The organism is Streptomyces sp. ATLC9, from assembly GCF_057196705.1.
The window spans coordinates 1-11,026 of sequence record NZ_JBXUOY010000182.1 but is presented as its reverse complement, the minus strand read 5'-3'; the positions used below and the strand labels follow the sequence as shown (position 1 = coordinate 11,026).

Here is an 11,026-nt window from a genome sequence, read left to right as displayed (position 1 = left end):
CGGGGCCCCCGCCCCCGCCGGCCCCCCCCGACGGCGGGGGGGGCCCCCGCCACCCCCCCCCCCACGTCCACGAAGGTCAGCACGGGGACGTTGAAGGCGTCGCAGGTGCGCACGAAGCGCGCGGCCTTCTCGGAGGCGTCGATGTCCAGGCAGCCGGCGAACTGCATCGGCTGGTTGGCGACGATCCCGACCGGGTGGCCCTCCACCCGGCCGAAGCCGGTGAGGATGTTCGGCGCGAACAGCGGCTGGGTCTCCAGGAACTCGCCGTCGTCCAGCACGTGCTCGATCACGCCGTGCATGTCGTACGGCTGGTTGGCCGAGTCCGGGATCAGCGTGTCCAGCTCGAGATCGGTCTCCGAGGTCTCCAGGTCCGCCTCCTCGGGGAAGGCGGGCGGCTCGGAGAGGTTGTTGGACGGCAGGTGCGACAGCAGCGCCTTGACGTACTCGACCGCGTCCTCCTCGCCGGAGGCCAGGTAGTGCGCCACGCCGGAGGTGGAGTTGTGGGTGCGGGCGCCGCCCAGCTCCTCGAAACCGACGTCCTCGCCGGTGACCGTCTTGATGACGTCGGGGCCGGTGATGAACATGTGGGAGGTCTGGTCGACCATCACCGTGAAGTCGGTGATCGCCGGGGAGTAGACCGCGCCGCCCGCGCACGGGCCCACCACCAGGGAGATCTGCGGGATCACACCGGAGGCATGGGTGTTGCGGCGGAAGATCTCGCCGTACGCGCCCAGCGAGGCCACGCCCTCCTGGATGCGGGCGCCGCCGGAGTCGTTGATGCCGATGACCGGGCAGCCGGTCTTCAGCGCGAAGTCCATCACCTTGACGATCTTCTGGCCGTAGACCTCGCCCAGCGCGCCGCCGAAGACGGTGAAGTCCTGGGAGAAGACGGCCACCGGGCGGCCGTCGACCGTGCCGTAGCCGGTGACGACGCCGTCGCCGTAGGGACGGTTGGCGTCCAGGCCGAAGTTGGTCGAGCGGTGCCGGGCGAACTCGTCCAGCTCCGTGAACGACCCCTCGTCCAGCAGCAGTTCGATCCGCTCGCGGGCGGTCAGCTTGCCCTTGGCGTGCTGCTTCTCCACCGCGCGCGCCGAACCCGCGTGCGTGGCCTCCTCGATGCGCCGCCGCAGATCCGCGATCCTGCCCGCGGTCGTGTGACGATCCTGGTCCTCGGGGGCTGGGCTCTGCTGCTCGGACACGGGCTGCGGCTCCTCGTCGTGGCGTCTGGCTACCGACTCGTAGCGTATCGGCGCGGGAGTGATCCGGCGGTGCGGCGTTTGCCACACCTAATCTGTCTTGCATGACACCGAACGACCCGTCGGACAGTCCCTGGTCGGACCTGGAACGGCCCCCGCTGAACGCCGCCTCGCTGCGCCGTGCGCTGGTGCGGCCCGCATCGCTGTGGACCTCCCTGGAGGTGGTGGACTCCACCGGCTCCACCAACACCGATCTCGCCGCGCGGGCCGCCCGCGGCGAGGCGCGGGAGGGGGAGGTGCTCGTCGCCGAGCGGCAGACCGCCGGGCGCGGGCGGCTGGAGCGCACCTGGACGGCGCCCGCCCGCTCGGGGCTCTTCCTCTCCGTGCTGCTGGCGCCCGCCGCGCCCGCCGACCGGTGGAGCTGGCTGCCGCTGCTGGCCGGGGTCGCCACCGCCTCCGCCCTGTCCCGCACCGCCGGGGCGGACGTGGTGCTGAAGTGGCCCAACGACGTCCTGGTGCGCTCCGGGGACGAGGAGCGCAAGATCGGCGGCGTCCTCTCCGAGCGGGTCGAGCGCCCCGGCGGCTCCGCCGCGGTGGTGCTGGGCATCGGTCTCAACGTCACGCTGCGCGAGGAGGAGCTGCCGGTGCCCGGGGCCGGCTCCCTGGCCCTGGCGGGCGCGCGCGTCACCGACCGCGACACCCTGCTGCGCACGGTGCTGCGCTCCCTGGAGGAGTGGTACGGCCGCTGGCGGGAGGCCGGCGGTGATCCGGAGGCGAGCGGAGTGCGCGAGGCGTACACCGCGGGCTGCGCCACGCTGGGCCGGCGGGTGCGCGCGGTGTTGCCCGGGGAGCGCGAGCTGCTGGGCGAGGCGGTCGCGGTGGACGGCGCCGGGCGGCTGGTCCTGGCCGGCGGCGAAGGCGTGCAGCAGCCGGTGGGCGCGGGCGACATCGTGCACCTCAGGCCCGGTCCGGAGGAAGCGCGGGGGTGGTCGCCGGGAGAGTGAGCCAGGGCACACCTGCCGTATCGTTGAGGCGACCCAGCGCGGCGGGCGCGGCGGCAGTGAGTGGAACGGAAGGGCAGTGGACGACTCGGGCACCCCAGCCGAAGAGCCGACGACGGACGGCGAGGCGGCCCATGAACCGGCCCATCCGGAGGAGGACCCCCTCGCGCTCCGCATCGAGCAGCTGATCCTCGGCGCGGGCCGGCAGTACACGCCCTTCCAGGCGGCCCGCGCCGCCGACGTCCCCATGGAGCTGGCCGCCCGCTTCTGGCGGGCCATGGGGTTCGCCGACATCGGCCAGGCCAGGGCGCTCACCGAGACGGACGTGATCGCGCTGCGGCGGCTGGCCGGCCTGGTGGAAGCGGGACTGCTCAGCGAGGCGATGGCGGTGCAGGTGGCGCGGTCCACCGGGCAGACCACCGCGCGGCTGGCCGAATGGCAGATCGACTCCTTCCTGGAGGGGCTGACCGAGCCGCCCGAGCCGGGCATGACCCGCACCGAGGTGGCCTACCCGCTGGTCGAGCTGCTGCTGCCGGAACTCCAGGAGTTCCTGGTCTACGTCTGGCGGCGGCAGCTGGCCGCCGCCACCGGCCGGGTGGTGCAGGCGGCCGACGACGAGGAGATGGTGGACCGCCGCCTGGCGGTCGCCTTCGCCGACCTGGTCGGCTTCACCCGGCTGACGCGCCGGCTGGAGGAGGAGGAGCTGGGCGAGCTGGTCGAGGCGTTCGAGACCACCGCGGCCGACCTGGTCGCCGCGCACGGCGGCCGGCTGATCAAGACACTCGGCGACGAGGTGCTCTACGTCGCCGACGACGCGGGCACCGCGGCCGAGATCGGGCTGCGGCTGATCGAGACCCTGGCCAACGACGCGACGATGCCGGAGCTGCGGGTGGGCATGGCCCTGGGCACGGTCACCACCCGGATGGGCGATGTGTTCGGCAACACGGTCAACCTGGCCAGCCGGCTCACCTCGATAGCGCCCAAGGACACGGTGCTGGTGGACGGTGCGCTGCGCGCCGAGCTGGTGGCCGCGGGGGAGGCGCCGGAGTCGGAGAAGGAGACGGACGCCGACGCGGCGTACCGCTTCGCGCTCCAGCCCCTCTACCAGCGCCCGGTGCGCGGTCTCGGTGTCATCGAGCCCTGGCTGCTGACCCGCCGCGCTCCCGGTTCCTGAACGCTCGCCCCCGGTTCCCGACCGCTCGCCCGTGGACCCGCCGGGCGGGGCGGATGGCATGATGCGCCCGTACACCAGTGAGCGATCGTTAACCGGAAGGGCTGTGTGGGCGACGTGAGCGTGCACGAGGGCGTGGGCGAGGAGCGGTTCGGCGAGTGGGTCGCGGTGCGGCGGGAGCCGGACGGGCACGTCGCCGAGCTGGTGCTGGACCGGCCGAAGGCGATGAACGCCGTCTCCACCGAGATGGCCCGCAACATCGGGGACGCCTGCGCCGCGCTCGCCGGGGACCGGCGGGTGCGCGCCGTGGTGCTCTCCTCCACTCACGAGCGGGCGTTCTGCGTGGGCGCGGACCTGAAGGAGCGCAACTCCCTCAGCGACGCCGACCTGTCCCGGCAGCGGCCGTACGCCCGCGCCGCCTACACCGGGGTGCTGGAGCTGCCGGTGCCGGTGATCGCGGCCGTGCACGGGTTCGCGCTGGGCGGCGGCTTCGAGCTGGCCCTGTCCTGCGACCTGATCGTCGCGGACCCCACCGCGGTGGTCGGCCTGCCGGAGGTGTCGGTCGGGGTGATCCCCGGTGGCGGCGGCACCCAGCTCCTGCCGCGCCGGGTGGGCGCGGCCCGCGCCGCCGAGCTGATCTTCACCGCGCGCAGGGTGGAGGCCGAGGAGGCCCGTGAGCTGGGCCTGGTCGACCTCCTGGCGGCCCGTGGCCAGGACCGGGCCGAGGCGCTGGAGCTGGCCCGGCGCATCGCGGTCAACTCCCCGGTGGGCCTGCGTGCGGCCAAGCGGGCGCTGCGCACCGGATGGGGGATGGATCTGCGCGGCGGTCTGGAGGTCGAGGACGCCGCCTGGCGCTCGGTGGCGTTCTCCGGCGACCGGGCCGAGGGGGTCGCGGCCTTCAACGAGAAGCGGGCCCCGCGATGGCCGGGGGAGTGACCCGGCCACGAGCGGGCACGAGCCCGGTGAAGCCGGAGCGGGCCGGTGCGAACCGGTCGGCGACCCGGAGTGAGGGCCCATAACCTGGGTCGTGTGGATCGGGTACGGCATGGGTGACGACGCGCGGCTGAGGACCGTGGTGGGGCTGGCGCAGGAGATGGCCGCCGCCCACACCCTGCGCGATGCCGTCCGCACCGCCGCCGGGGGCGCGCGGGCCGCGCTGGACGGCTCCTTCGCGGCCCTGTCCGTCTGGGAGCGCGAGCGCGGCCTGCTGCGGGTGCTGGTGAACACCGGCGAGCGTCGCGGGGACGAGGAGGAGTTCCCCGAGGACGAGACGTACCCGGTCCACGACTTCCCCGAGATCACCGGTCTGCGCCGCGGTGCGGGCCCGGGGGCCGGGACGCGCGCCTGGGTGGAGACGGCCGACGGCGGGAGCCGGGTCTCCCGGTACGGCCCCGCGGTGCCCCAGGAGAGCCGGCCGCCGGCGCTGCGCCGGCGGGGGCGGGGCTGCTGCGTGGTCGCACCGGTCGTCGTGGACGGGAGGGCGTGGGGCGAGCTGTACGTGGCGCGCGAGATCGGGCGGCCGGTCTTCGACCGGGCCGACGCGGACTTCGCCGAGGCGCTGGCGTCGGTGATCGCGGCCGGGATCGCACAGACCGAGCGGCTGGAGGAGGTGCGCCGGCTGGCCTTCACCGATCCCCTCACCGGCCTGGCGAACCGCCGGGCGGTGGATGTCCGGCTGGAGGAGGCACTGGAGCGGCACCGCGCGGACGGGACGGTGGTCAGCCTGCTGGTCTGCGACGTCAACGGGCTCAAGAGGGTCAACGACGTGCTGGGACACGAGGCGGGTGATCGGCTGCTGGAACGTTTCGCCTCGGTGCTGTCCCTGTGCGGCGCGATGCTTCCGGGCACCCTGGCCGCCCGGCTGGGCGGGGACGAGTTCTGCCTGCTGGCGGTGGGCCCGCCGGCGGACGAGGTGGTCCGGGTGGCGGACGAGGTGTGCCTGCGGGCCGCGGAACTGGAGACGGGACAGGGAGTGGCCTGCGGGGTCGCCTCGACGGGCGACCCGATAGGCCCGGTCCGCTCGCCCCGCCGGCTGTTCCGCCTCGCCGACGCGGCCCAGTACCGGGCCAAGGCCGCCCGTACCGACAAGCCGGTGGTGGCCGGGCGCGAGGGCGCCGGGGACGCCGGGACGGCCGGGGAGGCGGAGGGTCCCGAATACACCGGTGACGCCGTGGTCCGCCTGGCGGACCAGGCCGAGCAGGGGCGGATCGGAGCCCCGGGCGACCGCCGCCGGCTGCGCGGCCTGGACGTGTGAGCGTCCGCGCGCGGGTTCCGGCGACGTACGCGGGCCCGGCAGGGCGTGCGGTCCGGCTCGGGCCCGGCAGGGTCGTGACAGAACTCGATTCACTCTTTAGTGTTCCTGAATATGGATATGCAGAACCGCGTGGTGATCGGCCCCTCCGGCGCCACCGCCGAGGACGTCGTCGCCGTCGCCCGCGGCCTGGCCCGCGTCGAACTGTCCGACGAGGCGCTGGCCGCCCTCGCCGCCGCCCGCCGGGTCGTCGACGACCTGGCCGCGTCCCCCGACCCCGTCTACGGCGTCTCCACCGGCTTCGGCGCCCTGGCCGTCCGCCCCATCCCCGCCGAGCTGCGCGTGCGGCTCCAGCGCAACATCGTCCGCTCCCACGCCGCCGGCATGGGCCCGCGCGTGGAGCGCGAGGTGGTGCGGGCGCTGATGTTCCTGCGGCTGAAGACGCTGGCCTCTGGCCGCACCGGGGTGCGGCCCGGGACGGCCCGCGCCATGGCGGACCTGCTCAACGCGCGCATCACACCCGTCGTCCACGAGTACGGCTCACTCGGCTGCTCCGGCGACCTGGCGCCGCTGTCGCACTGCGCGCTGGCCCTGATGGGCGAGGGTGAGGCCGAGGGGCCCGACGGGCGGGTGCGGCCGGTGGCCGAGCTGCTGGCCGAGCACGGGCTGACCCCCGTCGAGCTGCGGGAGAAGGAGGGGCTGGCCCTCCTCAACGGCACCGACGGCATGCTCGGCATGCTGGTCATGGCCTGCGACGACCTCGCCCGGCTGTTCACGTCCGCCGACATCACCGCCGCCCTCACCCTGGAGGCGCTGCTGGGCACCGACCGGGTGCTCGCGCCCGAGCTGCACGCCGTCCGCCCGCACCCCGGCCAGGCCGCCTCCGCCGCCAACATGCTCAAGGTCCTGGCCGGCTCCGGTCTCACCGGTCACCACCAGGACGACGCCCCGCGCGTACAGGACGCCTACTCGGTGCGCTGCGCGCCCCAGGTCGCCGGCGCCGGGCGCGACACCCTGGCGCACGCCCGAGCCGTCGCGGAGCGGGAACTGGCCGCGGCCGTGGACAACCCGGTGGTGCTCCCCGAGGAGGGCCGGGTGGAGTCCAACGGCAACTTCCACGGCGCTCCGGTCGCCTACGTGCTGGACTTCCTCGCCATCGCCGCGGCCGACCTGGCCTCCATCGCCGAGCGCCGCACCGACCGGCTGCTGGACCGCGCCCGCAGCCACGGGCTGCCGCCCTTCCTGGCGGGCGACGCGGGGGTGGACTCGGGGCTGATGATCGCCCAGTACACCCAGGCCGCGCTGGTGAGCGAGATGAAGCGGCTGGCCGTCCCGGCCTCGGTGGACTCGATCCCGTCCTCGGCGATGCAGGAGGACCACGTCTCGATGGGCTGGTCGGCCGCCCGCAAGCTGCGCACCGCCGTCGGCGGGCTGACCCGCGTGGTGGCCGTGGAGCTGTGCGCCGCGGCCCGCGCGGTCGAGCTGCGCGCGGCGGACGGGCTGACCCCCTCGCCCGCCGCCTCCGCGGCGGTGGCCGCGGCGCGCGAGGCCGGGGTGCGGGGTCCGGGGGAAGATCGTTATCTGGCGCCGGAGTTGGCGGCGGCGGAGGCGTTCGTCCGCACGGGAGGGCTGGTGGCGGCGGTCGAGGCCGTCACCGGACCGCTGGCGTGAGCCCCTCGCGGCCGGCCCGTACACGGGCGTTGACCAGCAGGGCGGCGCCCGCGCCGAGGAAGCCGAGACCGCCGAAGAGGTAGGGCGTGGTGTCGAAGCCGCCGGTGTCGGCCAGCAGCACCTCGCCCCCGGAGCCGGTCTGCGTCCGGACCTGGGCCCCTGCCTGCGCACGGGAGGCCGCGGCTCCGGCCGGCTCGCCCTCACCGGTGGCGTTCGCGGACGGTACGAACCACAGACCGCACAGGAGGCAGCCCGCGACGGCGGCGGTCACCAGCGGTCGACGGTGTGCTCGCACGGGAGGGCCCCCTCGGTACAGACAGCGGATCGGCGGTGCTGCGACCGATGCTAACGAGGGGGAGGGGGCCGCGGGAAGTGCCGCCGTCGCGGGGCGGCCTCCGTTGCCCGGCCACCTCATGAGAAATCGGTCACGTTGCCGCATAAGTCCTGCGGCGGAAGGAAAGTGCTGTGATGTGATCGGCTGTCACGGGGAGCGGCCTGCCGGTAACGATCCGGAACAGCCGGGGAATTCCTCGTCCACCAGTGCAACCCCTGGTGACCGACGGGTGTCTTACCCCACAGTCCTACCCTGGGTGGAACGGGTCACGGCTCCCTCGCGTTCTCGTGGATATGGCCACGGGGTGGACGTCCCGCCTCGCCCTCACCGGACGGCGTGGGGCGCGGAACGGGGAGCCAGGGGTTCGTGAGCGGATGGAGAAGCGTGTGATGAGGGACGGCAAGCGCCGTAGGGGCATCGCGGCGACGGCCGCACTGCTCGGCGGAGTGCTCACACTGTCGGCGTGCGGGGGCGAGGGAAGCGGCGGCGGACCCGGCGCGGAGTCCTCGAAGGAGCCGGAGAAGGGCCAGGCCCAGGTGGACAGGGCGGCGGCGGAGAAGTCCTCCGACGCCCGAATACTCATCACGCCCAAGGACGGCGCGGACAACGCCAGCATCCACGCGGCCCAGGTCAGGGTGGAGGGCGGCGAACTCACCTCGGTGACCATGAAGGCCGCCGCGACCGGCCAGGAGGTCGAGGGCACCCTCGCCTCCGACGGCAGCGGCTGGAAGCCCGACGGCCAGTTGGAGCGCGCCACCCGGTACACGATCTCCGCCGAGGCCGAGGACCCCGACGGCCGCAAGGTGCTGGAGAACTCCTCCTTCACCACGGTCTCGCCCGGCAACAGCTTCATCGGCTACTTCACGCCCGAGGACGGCTCGACCGTCGGCGTCGGCATGCCCGTCTCCCTCAACTTCGACAAGGGCATCACCAACAAGAAGGACGTCCAGGCCGCGATCGAGGTCAACACCACCGGCGGTCAGGAGGTCGTGGGCCACTGGTTCAGCGACACCCGCCTGGACTTCCGGCCCAAGGACTACTGGACGTCCGGCTCCAAGGTCACCGTCGACCTCAACCTCGACGGTGTCGAGGGCGCCGACGGCATCACCGGCGTCCAGGACAAGAGCTTCAGCTTCACCGTCGGCCGCTCGCAGATCAGCACCGTCGACGTGAAGACCAAGACCATGGAGGTCGTGAGGGACGGCAGGACCGTCAAGACCTTCGAGATCTCCGCGGGCGCGCCCGAGACCCCCACCTACAACGGCCAGATGGTGATCTCCGAGAAGTACAAGGAGACCCGGATGAACGGCGCGACCGTCGGCTTCACCGACGACGACGGCAAGGGCGAGTACGACATCCCCGACGTGCCGCACGCCATGCGCCTGTCGACCTCCGGCACCTTCATCCACGGCAACTACTGGGGCGCCGACTCGGTCTTCGGCAGCGTCAACACCAGCCACGGCTGCGTCGGACTGAACGACGTCCAGGGCGCGGACGACCCCGGCCAGGACGGCGCCTGGTTCTACGACAACTCGCTCCTGGGTGACGTCGTCGTGGTCAAGAACTCGCCCGACAAGCAGATCGCCCCGGACAACGGCCTCAACGGCTGGAACATGTCCTGGGAGGACTGGAAGGCCGGATCCGCCCTCTGAGGGCCGGTCGGCCTCCCGCCCGTTCCCCGGCTCCTCCGGCCCCGCCGGAACCGGCCCCCGCGAAGGCGGCGGGCGCGGGCCACACGCCGCGCCCGCCGCCTTCGGCGTGCCGGGAGCGTGCTCCCGCCGGCCCACGGGGGCGGTGACTTCTCACGCGTCTCTCACCAGACCCTCAGCCGAACGTCAGCGAGCGTTTCTACGTTCTCGCGCATGTTCCTCACCTACCTCCGGCGGGAGTTGCGCCGCCGCGGAAAGGCGGCGCTTCTCGTCGCCTCCGGACTGGCGCTCGGCATCGCGCTGGTCATCGTCGTCAGCTCCGTCTCCACCGGGATGAAACAAGCCCAGGACGAGGTCCTGGAGTCCCTCTACGGCCTGGGCACGGACATGACCGTCACCAAGGCGCAGCAACCACCGGAGGAGGGCGAACAGCCCCGGCGCCCCCGCTTCAGGTTCGACGCCGGGGAGGAGGGGGAGGAGCAGAGCAACCAGCGCCTTGTCGTCCAGGGCTTCCAGACCCTCGGCGCGGACACGGTCGACACGATCGCGGAGCAGGACGGCGTGGCCGCGGCGGTGGGCGGGCTGATCCTGAACTCCGTCACGGTGGACGGCGAGTTCGCCCGCGGCGAACTGCGTGGCCGGGGCGGGCCGGGGGAACAGGGCGACCGGGTCGAGGGAGGCGGCGCCGACTTCCGGGTCGAGACCCACACCCTTTACGGCACCGATGTCCGCACCCCCGGCCTGGGCCCGCTGACCTCCTCCGCCATCACCGACGGACGCGGCTTCGCCGAGGACGAGACCGATGCCGATGTCGCCGTCGTGGACAGCGCACACGCCGAGAGCGAGGACATCGCGGTCGGCGACGGCCTCGACGTGGCCGGCACCGGTTTCGAGGTCGTCGGCATCGCCACAGCCGACAGCGGACAGCCCGCCGCCCAGGTCTACATCCCCCTGGAGCGCGCGCAGGAACTCGCCGACGCCGAGGACACGATCACCACCGTCTACGTCAGGGCCACCGACTCCCAGCGGATCGAGGACGTGAAGGCGGCCGTGCTGAAGGAGGTCCCGGACACCACCGTCACCACCTCGGCGGACCTGGCCAAGACGGTCTCCGGCTCCCTCGGCACGGCCGCGGACCTCGCCGAAGGCGTCGGCAGATGGCTGTCCTACGCCGTGCTGGCCGCGGCCTTCCTCGTCGCCGGACTGCTCACGTCCTCGGCGGTCGGCCGCCGGGTACGCGAGTTCGGCACCCTCAAGGCGCTGGGCTGGCGCAGCGGCCGGGTCACCCGCCAGGTGATGGGGGAGGCTCTGGCCAACGGGCTGCTCGGCGGCGGGCTGGGCATCGCCCTCGGCTGCGCGGGCGCGTACGCGGTGACCGTCGTCAGCCCGACACTGACCGCGTCGCTGGGGGCGGCTCCCGGTGCGGCTGCCGCCGGCCGCGGACCGGGGCGTGGCGCCGCGCGACTGCTGGGGCAGGAGGGGGAACGGGCCCTGGAGATCGCGCTCACCGCCCCCGTCGACCTCCGCGTCATCGCGTCGGCGGTGACGCTGGCCGTCGCGGGCGGCCTCGTCGCGGGAGCCTTCGGAGCCTGGCGAGCCGCCCGGCTGCGCCCCGCCGACGCGCTGCGCCGTGTCGCCTGAGACCTCACCCGGCCACGACCCGCGCACACCCCGGGACCCGCACGGGTCGTCCCGGCCGGGGGGGGGGGGGGGGGGGGGGGGGGGGGGGGCGGGGGGGCCCCCCCCGCGCGGC

The 11,026-nt window shown here is 74.0% G+C and carries 9 protein-coding genes; 7 read left to right on the top strand and 2 right to left on the bottom strand.

Going from position 1 to position 11,026, the window contains the following annotated elements:
• A partial coding sequence (locus tag AC2CJA_RS18375; protein WP_484603789.1) for an acyl-CoA carboxylase subunit beta occupies nucleotides 1-1,199 on the bottom strand: 1,199 nt, incomplete at its 3' end.
• Nucleotides 1,200-1,300: 101 nt separating this feature from the next.
• Here AC2CJA_RS18375 and AC2CJA_RS18370 point away from each other — a divergent pair.
• The 5 genes from AC2CJA_RS18370 to hutH all read left to right on the top strand — a co-directional run bounded on the left by AC2CJA_RS18370 (nucleotide 1,301) and on the right by hutH (nucleotide 7,290).
• The gene (locus AC2CJA_RS18370) at nucleotides 1,301-2,200 is read left to right on the top strand and encodes a biotin--[acetyl-CoA-carboxylase] ligase (protein WP_484603788.1); all 900 of its coding nucleotides are present in this window, start codon (nucleotides 1,301-1,303) and stop codon (nucleotides 2,198-2,200) included.
• 76 nt (nucleotides 2,201-2,276) lie between these two features.
• Nucleotides 2,277-3,371, top strand: a complete 1,095-nt coding sequence (locus tag AC2CJA_RS18365; RefSeq protein ID WP_484603787.1) for an adenylate/guanylate cyclase domain-containing protein — start codon at nucleotides 2,277-2,279, stop codon at nucleotides 3,369-3,371.
• A gap of 132 nt (nucleotides 3,372-3,503) precedes the next feature.
• Nucleotides 3,504-4,304, top strand: coding sequence for an enoyl-CoA hydratase/isomerase family protein (locus AC2CJA_RS18360; RefSeq protein WP_484603790.1), 801 nt, complete (start codon nucleotides 3,504-3,506; stop codon nucleotides 4,302-4,304).
• A 109-nt stretch (nucleotides 4,305-4,413) separates the two neighbouring features.
• Complete coding sequence (locus AC2CJA_RS18355) at nucleotides 4,414-5,622, top strand: GGDEF domain-containing protein (protein ID WP_484603786.1); 1,209 nt, start codon at nucleotides 4,414-4,416, stop codon at nucleotides 5,620-5,622.
• 111 nt (nucleotides 5,623-5,733) lie between these two features.
• Nucleotides 5,734-7,290 (top strand): histidine ammonia-lyase, encoded by a 1,557-nt coding sequence (gene hutH / locus AC2CJA_RS18350; RefSeq protein WP_484603785.1) that lies wholly within the window; start codon nucleotides 5,734-5,736, stop codon nucleotides 7,288-7,290.
• Here hutH and AC2CJA_RS18345 read toward each other — a convergent pair.
• Nucleotides 7,271-7,585: a hypothetical protein gene (locus AC2CJA_RS18345; RefSeq protein ID WP_484603784.1), complete on the bottom strand. Its 315-nt coding sequence runs from the start codon at nucleotides 7,583-7,585 to the stop codon at nucleotides 7,271-7,273. The two genes, hutH and AC2CJA_RS18345, sit on opposite strands and share 20 nt — an antisense overlap.
• Nucleotides 7,586-7,998: 413 nt before the next feature.
• Here AC2CJA_RS18345 and AC2CJA_RS18340 point away from each other — a divergent pair, with 413 nt between their 5' ends.
• Together AC2CJA_RS18340 and AC2CJA_RS18335 are read left to right on the top strand one after the other, a co-directional pair.
• Nucleotides 7,999-9,276 (top strand): L,D-transpeptidase, encoded by a 1,278-nt coding sequence (locus tag AC2CJA_RS18340; RefSeq protein WP_484603783.1) that lies wholly within the window; start codon nucleotides 7,999-8,001, stop codon nucleotides 9,274-9,276.
• A gap of 210 nt (nucleotides 9,277-9,486) precedes the next feature.
• Nucleotides 9,487-10,914, top strand: a complete 1,428-nt coding sequence (locus tag AC2CJA_RS18335) for an ABC transporter permease (protein WP_484603782.1) — start codon at nucleotides 9,487-9,489, stop codon at nucleotides 10,912-10,914.
• Nucleotides 10,915-11,026 lie beyond the last annotated feature (112 nt).

Excerpts from the sequence above, each read along its gene's own strand:
- AC2CJA_RS18370 (WP_484603788.1), top strand. The coding sequence starts at position 1,301 with ATGACACCGAACGACCCGTCGGACAGTCCCTGGTCGGACCTGGAACGG.
- hutH (WP_484603785.1), top strand. The coding sequence starts at position 5,734 with ATGGATATGCAGAACCGCGTGGTGATCGGCCCCTCCGGCGCCACCGCC.
- AC2CJA_RS18335 (WP_484603782.1), top strand. The coding sequence starts at position 9,487 with ATGTTCCTCACCTACCTCCGGCGGGAGTTGCGCCGCCGCGGAAAGGCG.
- AC2CJA_RS18340 (WP_484603783.1), top strand. The coding sequence starts at position 7,999 with ATGGAGAAGCGTGTGATGAGGGACGGCAAGCGCCGTAGGGGCATCGCG.
- AC2CJA_RS18355 (WP_484603786.1), top strand. The coding sequence starts at position 4,414 with ATGGGTGACGACGCGCGGCTGAGGACCGTGGTGGGGCTGGCGCAGGAG.